Annotated in this window: 21 protein-coding genes and 1 tRNA gene; 18 read left to right on the forward strand and 4 right to left on the reverse strand. The window is 68.1% G+C overall.

What is annotated here, in order from left to right:
* Window positions 1-244: 244 nt before the first annotated feature.
* Window positions 245-853, reverse strand: coding sequence for an outer membrane protein (locus ACK8CO_RS02935; protein ID WP_080615870.1), 609 nt, complete (start codon window positions 851-853; stop codon window positions 245-247).
* A gap of 495 nt (window positions 854-1,348) precedes the next feature.
* On the opposite strand from ACK8CO_RS02935, the gene ACK8CO_RS02940 reads away from it, so the two are divergent.
* Together ACK8CO_RS02940 and ACK8CO_RS02945 are read left to right on the forward strand one after the other, a co-directional pair.
* A complete protein-coding gene (locus ACK8CO_RS02940; RefSeq protein ID WP_414898112.1) occupies window positions 1,349-2,104 on the forward strand; it encodes an SDR family NAD(P)-dependent oxidoreductase in 756 nt (251 codons plus the stop codon).
* A 90-nt stretch (window positions 2,105-2,194) separates the two neighbouring features.
* Window positions 2,195-2,359 carry a hypothetical protein gene (locus ACK8CO_RS02945; RefSeq protein ID WP_414898113.1) on the forward strand — a complete coding sequence of 55 codons (165 nt, stop codon included), beginning with the start codon at window positions 2,195-2,197 and terminating at the stop codon, window positions 2,357-2,359.
* Window positions 2,360-2,722: 363 nt separating this feature from the next.
* Here the strand turns inward: ACK8CO_RS02945 and ACK8CO_RS02950 are convergent, their stop codons facing one another.
* Together ACK8CO_RS02950 and ACK8CO_RS02955 are read right to left on the reverse strand one after the other, a co-directional pair.
* Window positions 2,723-4,570, reverse strand: a complete 1,848-nt coding sequence (locus ACK8CO_RS02950; RefSeq protein WP_414898114.1) for an ABC-F family ATP-binding cassette domain-containing protein — start codon at window positions 4,568-4,570, stop codon at window positions 2,723-2,725.
* Window positions 4,571-4,721: 151 nt separating this feature from the next.
* Window positions 4,722-5,468, reverse strand: coding sequence for a GNAT family N-acetyltransferase (locus ACK8CO_RS02955; RefSeq protein WP_414898115.1), 747 nt, complete (start codon window positions 5,466-5,468; stop codon window positions 4,722-4,724).
* A 108-nt stretch (window positions 5,469-5,576) separates the two neighbouring features.
* On the opposite strand from ACK8CO_RS02955, the gene msrB reads away from it, so the two are divergent.
* Window positions 5,577-5,990, forward strand: coding sequence for a peptide-methionine (R)-S-oxide reductase MsrB (msrB, locus tag ACK8CO_RS02960; RefSeq protein WP_080615867.1), 414 nt, complete (start codon window positions 5,577-5,579; stop codon window positions 5,988-5,990).
* Between the two features lie 66 nt (window positions 5,991-6,056).
* On the opposite strand, the gene ACK8CO_RS02965 is transcribed toward msrB, so the two are convergent.
* On the reverse strand, window positions 6,057-6,521 hold the full coding sequence (locus ACK8CO_RS02965; protein WP_155773968.1) for an outer membrane protein assembly factor BamE domain-containing protein: 465 nt from the start codon (window positions 6,519-6,521) through the stop codon (window positions 6,057-6,059).
* Window positions 6,522-6,604: 83 nt separating this feature from the next.
* On the opposite strand from ACK8CO_RS02965, the gene ACK8CO_RS02970 reads away from it, so the two are divergent.
* From ACK8CO_RS02970 to ACK8CO_RS03040, 15 genes are all read left to right on the forward strand, one after another.
* Window positions 6,605-7,198 (forward strand): YceD family protein, encoded by a 594-nt coding sequence (locus ACK8CO_RS02970; RefSeq protein ID WP_414898116.1) that lies wholly within the window; start codon window positions 6,605-6,607, stop codon window positions 7,196-7,198.
* A gap of 256 nt (window positions 7,199-7,454) precedes the next feature.
* Complete coding sequence (gene rpmF, locus ACK8CO_RS02975; protein ID WP_080615866.1) at window positions 7,455-7,664, forward strand: 50S ribosomal protein L32; 210 nt, start codon at window positions 7,455-7,457, stop codon at window positions 7,662-7,664.
* Between the two features lie 27 nt (window positions 7,665-7,691).
* On the forward strand, window positions 7,692-8,795 hold the full coding sequence (gene plsX, locus ACK8CO_RS02980) for a phosphate acyltransferase PlsX (protein WP_414898117.1): 1,104 nt from the start codon (window positions 7,692-7,694) through the stop codon (window positions 8,793-8,795).
* 2 nt (window positions 8,796-8,797) lie between these two features.
* Complete coding sequence (locus ACK8CO_RS02985) at window positions 8,798-9,769, forward strand: beta-ketoacyl-ACP synthase III (protein WP_414898118.1); 972 nt, start codon at window positions 8,798-8,800, stop codon at window positions 9,767-9,769.
* Between the two features lie 124 nt (window positions 9,770-9,893).
* Window positions 9,894-10,196 carry an integration host factor subunit alpha gene (ihfA, locus tag ACK8CO_RS02990; RefSeq protein WP_369822816.1) on the forward strand — a complete coding sequence of 101 codons (303 nt, stop codon included), beginning with the start codon at window positions 9,894-9,896 and terminating at the stop codon, window positions 10,194-10,196.
* A 6-nt stretch (window positions 10,197-10,202) separates the two neighbouring features.
* A complete protein-coding gene (locus ACK8CO_RS02995) occupies window positions 10,203-11,237 on the forward strand; it encodes a MerR family transcriptional regulator (RefSeq protein ID WP_414898119.1) in 1,035 nt (344 codons plus the stop codon).
* A gap of 54 nt (window positions 11,238-11,291) precedes the next feature.
* Window positions 11,292-11,367 (forward strand) — tRNA-Pro (locus ACK8CO_RS03000).
* A gap of 80 nt (window positions 11,368-11,447) precedes the next feature.
* Complete coding sequence (locus ACK8CO_RS03005) at window positions 11,448-12,530, forward strand: 2'-deoxycytidine 5'-triphosphate deaminase (protein WP_414898120.1); 1,083 nt, start codon at window positions 11,448-11,450, stop codon at window positions 12,528-12,530.
* 186 nt (window positions 12,531-12,716) lie between these two features.
* On the forward strand, window positions 12,717-14,195 hold the full coding sequence (nifE, locus tag ACK8CO_RS03010) for a nitrogenase iron-molybdenum cofactor biosynthesis protein NifE (RefSeq protein ID WP_414898121.1): 1,479 nt from the start codon (window positions 12,717-12,719) through the stop codon (window positions 14,193-14,195).
* 1 nt (window position 14,196) lies between these two features.
* Entirely contained in the window at window positions 14,197-15,597 is a 1,401-nt protein-coding gene (nifN, locus tag ACK8CO_RS03015) for a nitrogenase iron-molybdenum cofactor biosynthesis protein NifN (RefSeq protein ID WP_414898122.1), read from the forward strand.
* A 13-nt stretch (window positions 15,598-15,610) separates the two neighbouring features.
* Entirely contained in the window at window positions 15,611-16,054 is a 444-nt protein-coding gene (gene nifX, locus ACK8CO_RS03020; RefSeq protein ID WP_414898123.1) for a nitrogen fixation protein NifX, read from the forward strand.
* On the forward strand, window positions 16,051-16,524 hold the full coding sequence (locus tag ACK8CO_RS03025) for a NifX-associated nitrogen fixation protein (protein ID WP_414898124.1): 474 nt from the start codon (window positions 16,051-16,053) through the stop codon (window positions 16,522-16,524). Before nifX ends, ACK8CO_RS03025 begins: the two co-directional genes overlap by 4 nt.
* A gap of 187 nt (window positions 16,525-16,711) precedes the next feature.
* A complete protein-coding gene (gene fdxB / locus ACK8CO_RS03030; protein ID WP_080615857.1) occupies window positions 16,712-17,005 on the forward strand; it encodes a ferredoxin III, nif-specific in 294 nt (97 codons plus the stop codon).
* A 426-nt stretch (window positions 17,006-17,431) separates the two neighbouring features.
* The gene (locus ACK8CO_RS03035) at window positions 17,432-17,755 is read left to right on the forward strand and encodes a HesB/IscA family protein (protein ID WP_080615856.1); all 324 of its coding nucleotides are present in this window, start codon (window positions 17,432-17,434) and stop codon (window positions 17,753-17,755) included.
* Window positions 17,756-17,772: 17 nt separating this feature from the next.
* The gene (locus tag ACK8CO_RS03040) at window positions 17,773-18,474 is read left to right on the forward strand and encodes an iron-sulfur cluster assembly scaffold protein (protein ID WP_414898125.1); all 702 of its coding nucleotides are present in this window, start codon (window positions 17,773-17,775) and stop codon (window positions 18,472-18,474) included.
* The last annotated feature ends 9 nt before the right edge of the window (window positions 18,475-18,483 follow it).

The following is an 18,483-nucleotide window of genomic DNA, read 5'->3' on the forward strand; positions in this document are numbered from 1 at the left end:
AGCCACGGCGCCCTGCCCGGTTTCGGGATCGACGCCCGGCAGCCTCTGCTGCTGTTCAGCGTCGCCCGGAAACAGAAAACCGCCACCGATGCCCCTCAGCAAGGGACAACGATGGCGGCCGGTTTTCTCTGCCCCGGAGAGGCCGGGCCGGAGGGCTGGCGATCCGGAGCAGCCCGGACAGCGCTCGCCCCGCGAGGATCTCGTGAAGATCCCGCGGGACGGACCGGGCGCATCCGGGGACCGGTCAGAACCGGTAGGACAGACGCACCGCAGCGGTGGTCGCGTCGGCACCGACGCCCGAATTGCCGAATTCGTCGAAGTCCTCATAGGTGACTTCGGCGCCCAGCATCCAGTTCGGGGTCATCTGATAGTCGAGACCGACACCGATCAGATACCCGGTCTCGCTGCCGAAAGACGTGTCGGTCGGCACGATACCGGCGGTCGCATAGGCCAGGGTGCGGCCGAAATCATAGCCGTACTGGCCCTTGATCCGCCAGACATTGTCAACACTGCCGCTATCGGTCCCGGTGCTGTTGACGAAGTCCAGATCGGGCTCGCCATACTCGACCTCGACGCCGGCGACGGTCTTGCCGAAGTCCCAGCGGTAGCCCGCATGGATGCCCACAGCGTCGCTGTTGTCATCCGTCGCACCGCTATCGGTGTTCACGTCGATATAGCCGTAGCTCAGACCGAGATAGGCCCCGCCCCAGTCGCCATCGGGCGCGGCTGCGGGGACGGCCGGCACGATGACCGGCTCGGCGGGAGCGGGGGAATAACTGCCGGCCATTGCCGGAGCGGTGGCCGCTGCGGTCAGACCCAGTGCGACGGCGGCGGTTGCAAAATAGGACGTCATTGTCTTCTCCTTGCCTCTCGTTGTTCTCCGCGCCCCCGGGAGGTCCCCAGGGATCGGCGGTGTTTGGCGTCATGGTTGCGGAACCGGGGGTCATCCCGCGTGACCTAAACAAAATCCCCCTGCAGCCCCGTGAAAAGAGGCCCGCACGAGTTTGTGAGCTGTCGCGGTCTGCGATCGGCCCGAACCGGCAGATACTGGCCGGTCCCTGCGCCGCGACAGGCTGAACTTCGCGCAAAAGAGGCGAAGTCCGCCCGCATCCCCCAAAGCAAGAGCGCCGGAACCGCTGACACTCCTGGCTAGAACCCCGGCCGCGCGCCCGGGTTCCATGCGCGGGCGTTTTTCCGCGCCACGGTCTTTCCGCAGCCACCGCGCCACTGCCTCCCGGGCCGCGCCTGTCCGCGGCCCGGGTCTCTGGGATTCCCGGGATCTCTGGACAAGGCGCGCGCGCGGGGGGTAGCTCTCGGCAAAACGGACTCTGGAAGAACGGAGGGGCGGATGCAGATCAGCGAAACCAGGGCCATCGTCACCGGAGCCGCCTCCGGGCTTGGCGCGGCGACCGCGCGCGCGCTTTGCGCAGCCGAGGCGGCGGTCACCATTCTCGACCGGGATACCGAGCACGGCATGGAACTGGCGGCCGAGATCGGCGCGGGGTTCCAGCCGGTCGACGTGACCGACGAGCCCTCGGTCGAGCAGGCCGTCGGCGAGGCCTCGGCCCAGATGGGCGGCATCACCGCCTGCATCAACTGCGCGGGCATCGCGACGGCCGAGCGCACGCTGGGCCGGTCCGGGCCGCACGGGCTGGAAAGCTTTCGCCGCACCGTCGAGATCAACCTGATCGGCAGTTTCAACGTGCTCCGGCTAGCCGCAGCCGAGATGGCGCAGAATGCCCCTGATGACGAAGGCTGCCGCGGGGTGATCGTCAACACCGCCTCGATCGCGGCCTATGACGGGCAGACGGGCCAGGCCGCCTATGCGGCCTCGAAAGGGGCCATCGCGGCAATGACGCTGCCGCTGGCGCGCGATCTGGCGGGGCTCCGGATCCGGGTGATGGCGATCGCGCCGGGGATTTTCCGCACGCCGATGCTGGAGGGACTGGGGCAGGAGGTGATGGACGGGCTCGCCGCCGATGTGCCGCCCCCGCACCGGCCGGGCGATCCGGCGGAATATGCGGCACTGGTGCTGCATATCCTGCAGAACAGCTATCTGAACGCCGAAGTGATCCGGCTCGATGCGGGCCTGCGGATGAGATGAGCCCGCGGCAGAGCCGCGTCACGTCCCTGGGGCAGATGCGGGGCCATCCGGCGCGCGGTATCTCCATCGGCAATCGCGGCTGCCGGCACGATGCCGAGGGCCGGCTTGGGCCGGGCGCGCTACCGCCACCGCACCCGGATCTGCTGTCTTATGGTGTTTCGCGGCCACCATCGCCCGGTCATGGCGCCGGGGCGCCATGCCGACCTGTTCTTCCTCGACGAGGTGGTGGCACCGGCCGCCGGGCCCCGCCCCTGAACCCTTTGCCGCCCTGCCGGTTTCCTGCGCTTTGCGAGGGTCTTCGGTGCGGAAGCGGCCACCCGCCTCGATGCGCTTGCGCCACACGGCCCGGATCTGTCCGGTTCCGGGACGCCAACGGTCACGGCACCGCCCCGGCCACCGTCCCGTCGGGCGGAAGCTTCAGGCTGCGGGAGGATGATGCTGTCTTATTTCCGGTCTTATTTCCGGTGCGGCCGCCCTGCCCCGGCGAGCGGCGAAACAGGGTCTGCCATGCATCCGACCTGTCAGAAGGGGGACTGTCGGGACTCCGGCGCCCATGGTCGCGGCAGCGGCGGCAAGCGGGTCGTGACGCCCGGCGCCGGCCTCGCCGCCCGAGCGCCCCTAGCCCGCGTTCTCGGCCTTTTCGGCCAGGTCCAGCCAGTCTTCCTCGGCCTTTGCCAGGGCCTCCTGCCGCGCCATCAGCGCCTCGGTCGCCTTGCGGAACTTGACCGGCTCGCGCGTGAAGAGTTCGGGATCCTCGAGCAGCGCCTCGAGCTTGGCGATCTCGGCCTCGAGGCGTTCCATCTCGCCCGGCAACGCGTCGAAGCGGTGCTTTTCCGTATAGCTGAGCCCAGCCGCCTTCTTCGCCTCGGCCGGCGCTTCCGCGGGCGCTGCGGATTTCGGCCGCCCGCCAGAACGCTTCGCTGCCGGCTGCTCGGCGCCACTGTCGGAAGCCGTGCTCTCGGCCCGCTGCGCGCGATAGTCGCTCCAGCCGCCGGCATAGACCACCGCGCGGCCGTCGCCCTCCATCGCGACCGTGGTGGTCGCGACCCGGTCGAGGAAATCGCGGTCATGGCTGACCAGAAGCACGGTGCCGTCGAACTCCGACACGAGCTCCTGCAAAAGATCGAGCGTCTCGACATCGAGATCGTTGGTCGGTTCGTCGAGCACCAGCAGGTTCGAGGCGCGCGCCATGATCCGGGCCAGCATCAGCCGCGCCCGTTCGCCGCCCGACAGCGAACGCACCGGGGCACGGGCCTGGGCATCGTCGAAGAGGAATTCCTTGAGATAGCCGACGACATGCTTGGGCTGGCCGCGCACCAGAACCTGGTCGGCCTTGCCCGAGACCCGCATCTCGGGATCGCCCGCAAGGCTTTCCCAAAGCGTCATGTCGGGGTCGAGCGCTGCGCGATTCTGATCGAAGACCGCCATCTCGAGATTGGTACCGAGACGCAGCTCGCCGCTGTCGGGGGCAAGCTCGCCGGTCAGCATCTTCAGAAGCGTTGTCTTGCCGACGCCGTTGGGGCCGACCAGCGCCACACGCTCGCCGCGCTGGATGCGAAGCGAGAAAGGCCGCAGGATGACCCGGTCGCCGAAGCTCTTCGAGATGCCGGTGGCCTCGATCACCCGCTTGCCGGATTTGGGCCCCGCCTCCAGTGCCATCGCCGCGGTGCCCTGGCGGCGGATCATCGACGAGCGGTCGTCGCGCATGGCATGAAGCGCCCTCAGGCGACCCTGGTTGCGCTTGCGCCGGGCCGAGATGCCCTCGACCGCCCAGCGCGATTCGGCCTTGATCCTGCGGTCGAGCTTGTGGCGCGCCTCGTCCTCATCGGCCCATACCTTGTCGCGCCAGTCCTCGAATGCCGCAAAGCCGCGATCATGGCGCCGAACCTCGCCCCGGTCGATCCAGTGCGTCGCCCGGGTCAGATTGCGCAGGAAGGCGCGGTCATGCGAAATCAGCACATAGGCCGACCGGGTCTCGGCCAGCTGGGTCTCGAGCCAGCCGATGGCCTCGATGTCGAGATGGTTGGTGGGCTCGTCCAGCAGCATGAGATCGGGCGCCGTGGCCAGCAGGCGCGCCAGCGCCGCGCGTCTGCGCTCGCCGCCCGAGGCGGTGGCGGCCGACGCGGCGAGATCGAGCTTGAGCCCCTCGGCCGCGATCTCGGCACGGTAGCCCTCGCCGGGCGCCAGCGCGGAGGCGGCGAAATCGCCCAGCGTGGCAAAGGCCGAGAGATCGGGCTCCTGATCCATGTAACCGACCGAGGTGCCGGGAGAGAGCACGCGGGCGCCGGAATCGACCTCGACCAGCCCCGCCATGACCTTCATCAGCGTCGACTTGCCCGACCCGTTGCGACCGACCAGTGCCACCCGGTCGCCCTCCTGGATCACAAGATCGAGGCCGGAAAAGACCGGATCTCCCCCGAAGGTGAGCGATATCGACGAAAGCTGAAGCAGGGGTGCGCGGGCCATGGTCGCTGGGTATGATGCCGACTGACGACGGTCAAGCGGCAGATCGGGGCGCGCCCCGGAGCACAGGGCGGTCGCCATCGAAATTCTTCGCCGAAGAATTTCAGGGGCTCAAGGGCCACCTTGCGGAATTTCGTACGAAATTCCGGACGCCTTATCCCCCCGCCGCACGCAGCAGCCGCTTGCGGGAGGCCGGAATGGCCCGGATCTCGAGCCCGGTGAAGACGTGAAGGGTGTTGAGGTCGCGGTCGACCACCGCATGATCGGACACCCACCCCCCCATCGCCAGATAGCTGCGCAGGAGCGGCGGCATGCCCAGCATCGCCCGCCGGGCATCCGGCCTGCGCCGGCGCAGCATCTGCCCGAAGCGGAACACGTTCGGCGCCTTGACCCGCGGCAGCCAGCGCTTCGGCGCCAGATGCCGGTCCTGCAGAAGCGCGAAGGCATCCATGTAGGTCTCGGCCTCGGTTCCCCGGAAGGACGAACAGCCAAACAGCATCTCGACCCCTTCCTCATCGACGAATCGGGTCATCGCTCCCCAGGCCACGCGCAGGATATCGGGATCGCGCCAGTCCGGATGGATGCAGAACCGTCCCATCTCGACCATCGGCCCCTCGAAGGCCTCGAGCGCGGAAAGCTCGTAATACTGCGCCGAGTAGCTCTGCCCGATCTCGGCTCCACCTCTCAGCGGCAGCAGCCGAAAGCAGCAGACCAGGGTACCGCTGCGGGTCTCTTCGACCAGGACATGACGACAGAGCGTATCGAAGGCATCCGCGTCGGTCCCCTCGGGATGCGCCTTGCTGGCGCGGAACGCGCGGTAACGCAGCCGCTGTGCGGCGAGAATATCGGACGGGGTCTCGGCCAGCCGCGCGGCATAGCGACCCTTGCGAAGTGACAGCATCGTGACGGCTCCAGGGGGCTGGCGGGGCGGGACTGCCCGCCTAGATATTGTCCCACGGCCGATATCACACAAGATGTGACGAAACCCTGACAGAACCCGCGAGACCAAATGACCCAGAAAACGCCCGAGACCGACCCCGACTGGCGAGACCGGCTTCCGGATCTCGCCTACCGGGTAACCCGCGAGCATGCAACCGAACGCCCCTTCTCGCATGACAACTTCCCGAAAACGCCCGGCACCTTCGCCTGCCTCTGCTGCGGCGCGCCGCTCTTCGATCAGGCCGACAAGTTCGACAGCGGTAGCGGCTGGCCCAGCTTCACCCGCCCGGTCGACCCCGACGCGCTGGGAGAGAGCACCGACCGGCGCCTTCTGATGACGCGTACCGAGGTGCATTGCGCCAGCTGTGCCGCGCATCTGGGCCATGTCTTTCCCGACGGCCCGGCACCGACCGGATTGCGCTATTGCATCAACGGCGTGGCGCTGACGTTCGAACCGGAGGAGACCACCGAAGGCGGAACCTGAGCCTCCGCCCCCAAGCTCGCGGGACCCCTCGGACGGGGCCCCGGTCGGGCACGGCCGGAGCGGAGATCAGCGGTCGCGCAGGACATCCTCGGCGCTGAACTGGCCGATATTGCCCAGAAGCTGCCGCAGGAAGGAAACGCCCTTGACGTTGGCCTCGGTCACGCGACGGTTCAGCGCGATCACGCGACCGTCCTCGAGCCCGAACCGTTCGACATTCTCGACCGTCCCCGAGTCGTCGAAGGAAATCGCCACGACCTGGCGCTCGGTTTCCTTCGGCTCGCGGAAGCCGACCGTCTTCCAGTCGCTTTGCACGTAATACCACGCCTCGTCGCGCTTCACGCCGCCCATGGTCGGCGGACCGACCAGTTCGGCCACGCTGTCGCGGGTATCGACTCCCACCGAGATCGCGGCCAGATCCTCCTCGGACGGAGCATAGCCGTGGCTGCGGTGGATCGGAGAACACGCCAGCAGACTGGCGGAGAGAACGGCAGCCAGCGCCAATCTGGCGTGCACTGCGCGGGGCCTTGCCATCGCAACCTCTTGTCACAGGGGTTTTTCACTTCTATCCCGCTTAGCAGATCGCACGCCCCGGGTTCAAGAATGGAACGTGAACCATGGCCAACATGCCGGAACAGCCCCGAAACCCCGCAAAGACAGCGCCCCGCAGCCTCCGGCTTGCCGGGCTTCGCAGCCGCGAGCCCATCGCCTTCGAGCTGGTGCCCGATCCCGAAGAACGCGCCGCGCTGGCCGAGCGACTGGGGATAACGACACTGAAAAAACTGCGCTTTTTCGGCGAGCTCTGTCCCGAGGGACAGGCCGACTGGCGCCTCGAGGCCAGCCTCGGCGCCACGGTGGTGCAGCCCTGCGTCGTGACCCTGGCGCCGGTTTCCACGCGGATCGACACCGACGTGCTCCGCCTCTACCGCGCCGACATGCCAACCCGACCCGAGGCCGAAGAAATCGAAATGCCCGAGGACGACAACGAGGAACCGCTGCCCGACAGGCTCGACCTGGCCCTGGTCATGGAAGAGGCGCTGGCCCTGGCGCTGCCGCTCTATCCCCGTGCCGAGGGGGCCGATCTCGGCGAGGCGGTCTTTGCCGCGCCGGGCGTGGCCCCGATGCAGGATGCCGAATTGAAACCCTTTGCCGCACTGGCCCGGCTGCGCCCCTCCGGCGACGACGCGGACAGCGACGGCACGTCCGACTGACCCCTCAGGACCCCGCCCGCCCCCGGGGAGACAGACCACGGGACAGACGTTCGGCGCCCTGCCGCCAGCACTGGCGCCACGTCCGGGCGTCGCCTCCACGCAAGGGACCAGAAAGGGGCTTGCACCCAACCAGAATCGCAGTATGTTCCCGGCCTCGCTTGCAAGATGGGTCGGACGCCGCGCCAAGGGCGCTGAGAGAGGCGCGTTCCCACATAAAGAACACCGGGCCAAGGCCCCTCCAGACCGAGGTTGAGACATGGCTGTCCCTCAGAATAAAGTCACGCGGTCCCGCCGCAACCAACGCCGTTCGCATGATGCTCTGGTCGCGGACAATCCCGCCGAGTGCTCGAACTGCGGCGAGCTGAAGCGTCCGCACCATGTCTGTGCGGCCTGCGGCCATTACGACGAACGCGAGGTCGTGGCCCAAGCCGACGAGATCGACCTGGACGAAGACGACGCGGCATAATCTGCCCCAAAAGGCGCGCGTCAGTCCATGACCTCAGAGCACCCCCAGGAGCTGCGCGCCGCCCCGCGCACCGTTATTTCGGTGGACGCCATGGGTGGCGACCGCGGGCCTGCGGCCGTCGTCGCAGGCATTTCCCTCTCCGCCGCCAAGAATCCGGACATCCGCTTCATCCTGCATGGGCAGCGGGACGAGCTCGAACGGCTCGTCGCCCGCCGCAAGCCCCTGCGCGGGCGGGTGGAGATCCGGCATGCGGATGGCGTCGTCACCATGGACGCCAAACCAAGCCACGTCATGCGGCATGGCCAGGACACCTCGATGTGGTCGGCCATCGATTCGGTGCGCAATGGCGAGGCCACAGTCGCCGTCTCCTGTGGCAATACCGGGGCGCTGATGCTGCTGTCGATCATGCGGCTGCGCAAGCTGCCGGGCGTCAACCGGCCGGCCATCGCCTGCCTCTGGCCCTCGCGCAATCCGGTCGGGTTCAACATCATGCTGGATGTCGGCGCGGATGTCCGCGCCGATGAGCGCGACCTGCTGCAATATGCGCTGATGGGCACCTCCTATGCCCGCAACGGGCTGGGGCTCGAGCGGCCGCGGGTCGGGCTGTTGAATGTCGGCACCGAAGAGAACAAGGGGCGCGCCGAGATGAAGGCCGCGCATGACCTGATCGATGCCGCCGCCAAGGACGCGAATTACAGCTTCGTCGGCTTCGTCGAGGGCGGCGACATCCCGTCCTCCAAGGTCGACGTGATCGTGACCGACGGCTTCACCGGCAATATCGCGCTGAAGACCGGCGAGGGCACGGCCAAGCTTCTGGGCGATTTCATGCGCGAGGCCTTCACCGCGACGCCGCTGTCGAAGATGGCGGCGCTGCTGGCCTATACCTCGCTCAGGCGACTGAAAAAGCGGATGGACCCGAGGCGCGCCAATGGCGGCGTGTTTCTCGGGCTGAACGGAACTGTGGTGAAATCGCATGGTGCGTCGGATGCGACCGGCGTGTCCTCTGCTGTCAAGCTCGCCTTCGAACTGGCGCAGTCGGGCTTCACCGAACGGCTGGCGGCACGGGTTGCGGCCAGCAATGCGGCGGGACCGGAAACGGCCGGGATCCAGGCCGGGGGGAGCAAGAGGTAAACATGAGTACGAGGGCGATCGTCCGGGGCGTCGGGCATTATCTTCCGGCGCGCGTGGTGGAAAACGCGGAATTCGAGGCGACGCTCGACACATCGGATGAATGGATCCGGACCCGCTCGGGGATCGAGCGGCGGCATTTCGCAGCCGAGGGCGAGACCACCTCGCAGATGGCCGTGGCCGCGGCGCAGGCCGCGCTCGAGGATGCCGGGCTCGCGGCCGATGATCTGGACGCCATCGTGCTGGCCACCTCGACCGCCGATCTGACCTTTCCCTCGGCCGCCACCATGGTGCAGGCCGGGATCGGCATGACCCGGGGCTTCGCCTATGACGTCCAGGCGGTCTGCGCCGGCTTCGTCTTCGCGCTGGCCAATGCCAATGCGATGATTTCCGCGGGACTTGCCCACAGGGTCATGGTGATCGGCGCCGAGACCTTCAGCCCGATCATGGACTGGACCGATCGCGGCACCTGCGTGTTGTTCGGCGACGGGGCGGGCGCGCTGATTCTCGAAGCGGCCGAAGGCACGGGCACCACCGCCGATCGCGGCATCCTCTCGGTCGATCTCAATTCGGACGGGCGCCACCGCGACATCCTCTATGTCGATGGCGGGGTCTCGACAGGCACCTCCGGGCATCTGAGAATGCATGGCAAGGAAGTGTTCCGCCATGCCGTCGAGAAACTGGCCGACACCGCCCATTCCGCCCTTGGCAAGGTCGGGCTCGAGGGCTCCGATGTCGACTGGCTGGTACCGCATCAGGCCAATCTGAGGATCATCAAGGCCACCGCGCAGCGGCTGCATCTGCCGATGGAGAAAGTCATCGTCACGGTTCAGGACCATGGCAACACCTCGGCCGCCTCGATCCCGCTGGCGCTGTCGGTGGGTCGGCAGGAGGGCCGGATCGTCCCGGGAAATCTGGTGGTGACCGAGGCAATCGGCGGCGGTCTGGCCTGGGGCTCGGTGGTGCTGCGCTGGTAGGCGCGCCGCTGTCGCCGCCCTCGCCCCAACCGGCAAGTTCCCTGTATTGACTCGGAAATTCAAATCTACCTAAGGTTTTGGCAGTCAAGGGTTTCAATGGGTATTGTCACAAATGGGGGAGAGAATGGCAGGCAACACACTGACACGCATGGACCTGACCGAAGCGGTTTTCCGCGAGGTCGGGCTGTCGCGCAACGAATCCGCGGATCTGGTCGAAAGCGTGCTTCAGCACATGTCGGATGCTCTGGTCCGCGGCGAGACGGTCAAGATCTCGTCCTTCGGGACCTTCTCGGTGCGTTCGAAAGCGGCCCGGATCGGACGCAATCCGAAAACCGGTGAAGAGGTTCCGATCCATCCGCGCCGGGTGCTGAGCTTTCGTCCCTCGCATCTGATGAAGGACCGCGTCGCGGCCGGCAACAGGGGCTGATCGGCATTGGCCACGGACAAGTCCCCCGAGGCCTTCCGTACCATCAGCGAGGTCTCGACCTGGCTGGACACGCCCGCCCATGTCCTGCGGTTCTGGGAAAGCCGGTTCACCCAGGTCAAACCGGTCAAGCGCGCCGGCGGACGTCGCTATTACCGCCCCTCCGACATGCTGCTTCTGGGCGGCATCAAGAGACTTCTGCATGAAGACGGGCTGACGATCCGCGGCGTGCAGAAAATCCTGCGCGAAGAGGGCGTCAGGCATGTCGTCGCCCTCTCGCAACCTCTCGACGATACCGAAGCCGACGAGATCGCCGCGCCCCTCGACCCGGCCCCCGATACCGATACCGACGCCGATACAGAGGCACCGATGGCGCTCGATGCCGAGGCAGAGGCGGCGGAGATCGTCCCGATGCGCCGCCGCCCCCGGCCCGAGCCGGACGAGGCCATCCTGCCCGGGCTCGACGCCGATCATCGCCCGCACGAGGCGCCCTCCCGGCCGCCATCCGCACCTGCTTCGCCGCAAGGCGCCGCGCCGACGGCAAATGAGGTCGCGACCGATGAGCCGGTGGCCGCACCGGCCCCGCCCGTCACCCCGGCCCCGCCCGTCGCCCCGGCCCCGGAGCCTTCGGTCGCCATTCCGCAAGAAATTCCCGCCGCGTCGCGGCAGAGCCCCGGCCAGGCCCCCTCTCCTGCCCTCGGAGACAGCGCGCCCGTCCCGGACCCGGCCACCGATTCGATCCCGCCCGAAGCGGAGGCCCTCCCGGGCGGCCTGAGCGAGCAGGCAGAGACCGCGCCTGATCCGGCACCCGAAATCACGCTGCCCGAACAGCCCGTCCTCGCGCAGCCTCTGGGCACCGATCTGCCCGGAACCGACCCGGCGGATGACGATCCGGCCTTTATCCCGACATCTCTGCCCGCCCGCAGCAGGCTCTTGAAACAAGGGCTCCGGCGCCTCCTCGACGCCGATCCGCAAGCCGCAGGCCAGGCCGCCGAGCGGCTCGCCCGGCTGGGTCGCAGCATCGAGGCCTCCGCACGGAACTGAAGGCGGATTTGCGTCTTGCCCCCGCCGTCAGACATGTTATGAAGCGCCCCACGTCGGGCTATAGCGCAGGTGGTAGCGCGTCCGTCTGGGGGACGGAAGGTCGCAGGTTCAAGTCCTGCTAGCCCGACCATTACCCTCACCCGCCCGCACCCTTTCGGGGTTGCGGGCGGTTGTGTTTCAGGGGCCCCGCGCCGGGCCGAGGGAGGAACGATGACCGCACCCGGCGTGCTGCCCGCACAGGAAATCCGCCGCCTGATCGAGACCGGCGCCATCGGCCTTTCCGCCCCGCTCGACGAGGGACAGGTCCAGCCCGCCTCGCTCGATCTCCGGCTCGGGCCGGTCGCCTACCGGGTCCGCGCCTCGTTCCTGGCCGGCGAAGGCCGCAGCGTCGCCGACCGCATCGCCGATTTCCGCATGCATGCGATCGACCTGTCGCAGGGCGCGGTGCTGGAAAAGGGCTGCGTCTATGTCGTGCCGCTGATGGAGAGCCTCGCCCTGCCCCCGGGCATCCAGGCCGTCGCCAATGCCAAGAGCTCGACCGGGCGGCTCGATCTTCTGACCCGTACCATCACCGATGGCGGGGTCGAGTTCGACCGTATCCGCGCAGGCTATCGCGGCCCGCTTTACGCCGAGATCTGCCCGCGTTCCTTCTCGGTGCTGGTGCGGCCCGGCCAGCGGCTGAACCAGATCCGCTTCCGCGCCGGACAGGCGGTCTTGTCCGATGACGACCTGCGCGCGCTCGACGACACGGCGCAGCTGGTCTCGGGCGGCCCGGCGGTGATCGATGGCGGGCTCGGCTTTTCGGTCGATCTGAAGCCCGGCACGGACAATCTCGTCGGCTATCGCGCCAAGCCCCATTCCGGCGTCGTCGATCTCGACGGCATCGGCGCCCACGACCCGGCCGAGTTCTGGGAAGAGATCCGCTCGGATGCAGGTCGGATCATCCTCGATCCGGGCGCCTTCTATATCCTCGTCAGCCGCGAGGCGGTGCATATCCCGCCCGATTACGCTGCCGAGATGGCGCCCTATCTCGCCATGGTGGGCGAATTCCGGGTCCATTACGCGGGCTTCTTCGATCCCGGTTTCGGCCATGACGCGGCCGGCGGCAATGGCTCGCGCGGCGTGCTCGAGGTGCGCTGCCACGAGGCCCCCTTCGTGCTGGAACATGGCCAGATCGTCGGCCGTCTGGTCTATGAACGCATGTCGGCCCGGCCCGAGGCGCTTTACGGCCAGGGCATCGCCTCGAACTACCAGGGCCAGGGGCTGAAGCTGTCCAAGCATTTCCGCATGTAGGCCCCTTGTCGGAGACCCGACAAAACCCGACGCTCAAGCCCCCGCCGCGCCTTTTCTTCTTGGCCCAAATACCCATGACACGCCCTCGGTCGCCCTTGAAACGCTGGCCTTTTTCGCCCGCCCGGCCGTGAAATCAACGCCCTGGCACGCTTCCTGCTTCTTTCCCCGTGAAGCAGGGAGACCCGGATGTCCGACGCGCTCAAGCAAACCGTGCAGGAAGCCTTCAACGAGCCTGGCTGCGCCACCAACCGCGCCAAGCCGGCCGAGGCCCGCAAGAAGGGCTGCGCCAGGCCGCTGACCCCGGGGGCCGCGGCGGGCGGGTGCGCCTTCGACGGCGCAATGATCACCCTGCAACCCATCGTTGATGTCGCCCACCTGGTCCATGCGCCGCTCGCTTGCGGCGGCAATTCCTGGGACAATCGCGGCTCGGCCTCCTCGGGGCCGATGCTCTACAAGACCGGATTCACCACTGACCTGACCGAGCTCGACATCGTCATGGGCAAGGGCGAGAAGAAGCTTTACGCCGCGATCCGCGAGATCGTCCAGAACCACGCCCCGCCCGCCATCTTCGTCTATGCCACCTGCGTGACCGCGATGATCGGCGACGATATCGCGGCGGTCTGCAAGGCCGCGACCGAGGCCTTCGGCACGCCCGCGATCCCGGTCGACGTGCCGGGCTATGCAGGCTCGAAGAATCTCGGCTGCAAGCTCGCGGGCGAGATGATGTATCGCCATGTGATCGGCACGGTCGAGCCCGAGCGCACCACCGAGTGCGACATCAACATCATCGGCGATTACAATCTCAACGGCGAGCTCTGGCAGATCAAGCCGCTGCTCGACCGGCTCGGCATCCGCATCCTCGGCTCGCTCTCGGCCGATGCGCGCTACCGGCAGGTCGCGATGATGCACCGGGCGCGGGTCACGATGCTGGTCTGTTCGCATGCGCTGATCGGGCTCGCGCGCAAGATGGAGGAAACCTGGGGCATCCCCTTCTTCGAGGGATCCTTCTACGGCATTTCCGACACGTCCCTGGCGCTCCGGACCATGTGCCGGATGCTGGTCGAGCGCGGCGCGCCCGCCGATCTGATCGACCGCTGCGAGGCGCTGATCGCCGAGGAAGAGGCCGGCGCCCGGGCCGCGCTTGCCCCTTACCGGCCGCGGGTCGAAGGCCGGCGGGTGCTGCTTTACACCGGCGGGCATAAAAGCTGGTCGGTGGTCTCGGCGCTGCAGGAGCTCGGGATCGAGGTCGTCGGCACCTCGGTGCGCAAGGCCACCGAGGCTGACAAGGCGCGCGTCGTCCAGATCATGGGCGACGAAACCCACATGTACGAGAACATGGCCCCGAAGGACATGTACGCGACGCTCAAGGCCGCCAAGGCCGACATCCTGATGTCGGGCGCGCGCAGCCAGTTCGTGGCCCTGAAGGCGCGCACCCCCTGGATCGACGTGAACCAGGAAAAGCACGAACCTTATGCCGGATACATGGGCATGGTGGATCTGGTCCGCGCCATCGACCGCTCGGTCAACAATCCCGTCTGGGAAGAGGTCCGCCGCCCCGCCCCCTGGGAGGCGGCGCGCCCAGCGACAGGGCTGCGCCTCGCTGCCACCTCGCAGGACCCGGCCCCGGGTCCCGTCAATGACCCCAAGGATTTCGAGGACTGCTGACATGGCCCGCCTCACCCGCCCCCGCCGCGCATTGTCGACCAACCCGCTGAAATCGAGCGCCCCGCTGGGCGCCGCGATGGCCTATCTGGGCATCGAGGGCGCGGTTCCGCTGTTCCATGGCGCGCAGGGTTGCACGGCCTTCGCCATGGTCCACATGGTGCGCCACTTCAAGGAGGCGATCCCGCTCCAGACCACGGCGATGAACGAGGTCTCGACCATCCTCGGCGGCGCCGAGCAGATCGAGGAGGCCATCGCCAATATCCGCAAGCGCGCCCATCCCCGCTTCATCGGCATCGCCTCGACCGCGCTGACCGAGACCCGCGGCGAGGACGTGCCGGGCGAGCTGCGCGAGATCCTGGCCCGGCGCAGGGATTTCGGCGATCTGAAGGTCGTCTATGCCTCGACCCCGGATTTCGAGGGCGCGCTGGAGGATGGCTGGGCCGCCGCCGTCACCGCCATCGTCGACGCGCTGGTGCCCGAAGCCGATCCCGCCGCGCGCCCCGAACCGACACAACGCCAGGTCAACGTCCTGCCCTCGGCCAACGTCACCCCGGCCGAGATCGAGGAGATCGACCGCCTGATCCGCGCCTTCGGGCTGACCCCGATCTTCCTGCCCGATCTCTCGACCGCGCTTGACGGCCATCTGGCCGAGGACTGGTCGGGGCGCTCGCTGGGCGGCACCCGGCTCGACGCGATCCCGGCGATGGCGCGCTCGGCCGCGACCTTCGCCATCGGCGAAAGCATGCAAGGGGCGGCGCGGCTTCTGGGCGCGCGCGGCGGGATGCCGGTACAGGTCTTCCCCGCGCTGACCGGGCTGCGCGCCGTCGACGGCTTCGTGCAGGCGCTGATGGCGCTGGCCGGCACCGCCGATGCGCCCGAGGCGATCCGGCGCGACCGCGCCAGATTGCAGGACGCCATGCTGGACGCGCATTTCCAGATCGGCGGGCTGCGCTATGCCATAGCCGCCGATCCCGACCTCGCCTATGCGCTGAGCTCGGCACTGGCGGGCCTGGGCGCCGAGGCGGTTGCCGTCATCACCAGCTCGGGCGCCAATCCCATCGTCGAGCTGATCCCGGCCGAAGAGGCCGTGCTGGGCGATCTCGGCGATCTCGAGGCCGGCGCCCGCAAGGGTTGCGCGCGCCTTCTGATCAGTCATGCCCATGGCCGCCACGCGGCCCAGGCACTGGACCTGCCGCTGGTGCGGGCGGGCTTTCCCATCAATGACCGGCTCGGCGCGCAGGATATCTGCCGGGTCGGCTATCGCGGCACCCGCGCCTTCCTCTTCGAGATCGCCAATGCGGTGCTTTCCCATCCGCATGACGCGGCCCGCCCCGAGGATTTCGGCGCCGCCCCCATCGAGCCGGAGTTCGAGCATGACCGCCCGCAGACTGCGCCTCATTGAGCCGGAGACAGCCATGACAGACAGCGAGATCCCGCTGAAAATCGCCATTGCGACCAATGACCTCGAACATCTCGACGCGCATTTCGGCGCGGCCGCGAAATTCGCCATCTACGAGGTGACGACCGCGTCGTCGCGTCTCGTCGAGGTGCTGGAGTTCGACACCGTGACCGACCAGAAGGGCGGCCATGACAGTCTCGACGACCGGATCACCCCCAAGGTCGAGGCGCTGAGCGGCTGCGCGCTTCTGTTCGTGCTGGCGATCGGCGGGCCCTCGGCCGCCAAGGTGGTGCGCGCCGGCATCCATCCGATCAAGCGCAAGGACCCCGAGCCCATCGCCGAGGTCATCGCCCGGACCCGGACCATGCTGAAAGGCTCGCCCCCACCCTTCCTGCGCAAGGTGCTGGGCCGTCCGCAGACCGATTTCGCCTCTGATTACACCGGGGAGTACAGCGAATGAGCACCGAGGCCGACACCCTGGCCCGCGGCGGCGCGCTGCCGGTCAGCGACTACCTGAGCCAGCTGATCGCGGTGATCCGCGCCGAGGACATCCATGGCAGCTGGGATGGCAAGCCCGATGCCGAGATCCTGGCCGATTTCATCGTGACCCGGGAAGAGCGCCGCGAGATCCCGATCATCTGCGACCCCGATCCGGACCTGCTCTGGCGGGTCGAGCGGTTCTACGACGCGGTCGCGCTCTTGCTGGAACGTCGGACCGGCGCCCAGGCGGCGCAGATGTCGAAGATCACCCATGAGGGATTCGGCCGGATCGTCCTGATATCCGGGCGGCTGGTGGTGCTGTCCAGACATGTGCGCGACATCCACCGCTTCGGTTTCGAGACCTTCGCGAAGCTGGCCGAGACCGGCGAAGCGCTGACCCGGGACGCAGCCGACATGGTCGCGCGCTTCCCCGAGGCGGCCCGGGCCTGACCGGTCCCGCCGGTTTTCCCCCGGGGATGACATCCCCCTAGGAGGCAGGACATGAGCCCCCCGATGGGCCCGGAGGATCAGAACGGGCCTCCGTCCCGAAACCGGCCCCGAGCTGACGCCGACGGCCGCAAAAAGGCATGCAAGGCACACAAAAGCGGCCCCGAAAGCCGCAAAGGAGATCCCAGCCATGACGATCACAGCCACGACCCGCGGCGGCACCGAATACATCCCCGAATTCCTGATGAGCATCGATCAGGGCAAATGCATCGGCTGCGGCCGCTGCTTCAAGGTCTGCGCCCGCAACGTGCTGACCCTGAAGGGCGTCACCGACGAGGATGAGATTGTCGATCTCGACGACGAGGAGGTCGAGGACGAGATCGAACGCAGGATCATGGTCATCGCCGATGGCGACGACTGCATCGGCTGCGGCGCCTGCGCCCGGGTCTGCCCCTCGGGTTGCCAGACCCACGCCCCCGCCTGACGAAATCGGCGTAGCTTCACTCCGACCGGCGCGGCGAGCCGCGCCTCCCGGGGCCGGCTCGACACCTGTTCGGCACCGGGGGCTCTGCCCCCGGACCCCCGGGGTATTTCCGCCAGGAAGAAACAGGGAACGCGGTTCTTCTTCTTGGCGCAAATACCCTCCGCGAAGCGGCCGCGGCCCGCAGGGGCGCGGCCCGGCCCAAGGCCGGACAAGCGGGGCGCATGCCCCGCGCAGGCCGGGTGCGGGAGCCCTCCTGTTTCTGACAATCGGCCGCGATCGGCATGTCGCAAATCCGCCAAAGAGCGCACCGACAAAGCCAACACCGGTCGGAGCCGGAGCGCAAATCTCCCTGAAACCAACGTGAACGGCTCCTGGCACGCTCCTTGCTTCACTCCTGTCAGGGACCGAGACCGACAGGAGACAGCCATGATCCAGATCACCGAAGCCGCCAGAGACGCCATGGCCAGCGCGATCCAGGGCGCGGGCCAGCCCATCGCGGGGCTGCGCCTGATGGTGCAATCGGGCGGCTGCGCCGGGCTGCAATATGCCATGGCGCTCGAGCTGACCCGCGAAGCGACCGATGCGGTGGTCGAGACCGAGGGCGGGGTCACGGTGCTGATCGATCCCGAGAGCCAGGGCTATCTGCTCGGCACCACCATCGATTTCGTCACCGGTCTCGAGGGCTCGGGCTTCGTCTTCGACAACCCCAATGCCAAGGGCGGCTGCGGTTGCGGCAAGTCCTTCTGCTGACACCCCGGGAGAGAGAGATGCTGGACTATTCCGAAATCCTCACCGACCATTTCCTGAACCCGCACAACCGCGGCACGCTCGAGGCAGCCAATGCGCTGGGCGAGGCCGGTGCCGTCCGTAGCGGCAATGCCTTCCGGCTGACCCTGAAGATCGAGGCCGGGCGTATCGCCGCCGCGATGTTCCAGTCGACCGGCGGCGGGCCCGAAATCGCCGCGGGCTCGGCACTGACCGAGCTCGTGATCGGCAAGCCCCTCGCCGAGGCCCGCGGGCTCGACGCCGATGCCATCGAGGCCGCTTTGGGCGGGCTGCCCGCCGAGGACCGCTCGGCCGCAGAGGTCGCAGCCGAGGGCCTTGTCGCCGCGCTGAAGGATTACGCCCAGCCCCCGGCCTTCCGGGCCGCGCAAGGCATCCGCGTCGCCCGGCCGCTGGGCCTTGCCCCGATCAGGCCCGCCCTGCCCTCGGCGACCGGCGCCCCGCGCATGTCGGCCGAAGAGGAACGCGCGCGCGTCGAGGCGGTGCTGGACGAGATGCGGCCCCGCTTCCGGGCCGATGGCGGCGATGTCGCCTTCCACGACATTCTGGGCCCCCGCGTCCGTGTGCATCTGAAGGGCAGTTGCTCGGGCTGCCAGCTGGCCGGGCTGACCCTTGGCGGGCTGCAGAAACGCCTGGCCGAGGAACTCGGCCGGCCGGTCTTCGTCGTTCCCGCCCCCAGCCGCTGAGGACCGCCG

The organism is Rhodovulum sp. HP10 (genome assembly GCF_047553435.1).
Lineage (GTDB): Bacteria > Pseudomonadota > Alphaproteobacteria > Rhodobacterales > Rhodobacteraceae > Rhodovulum.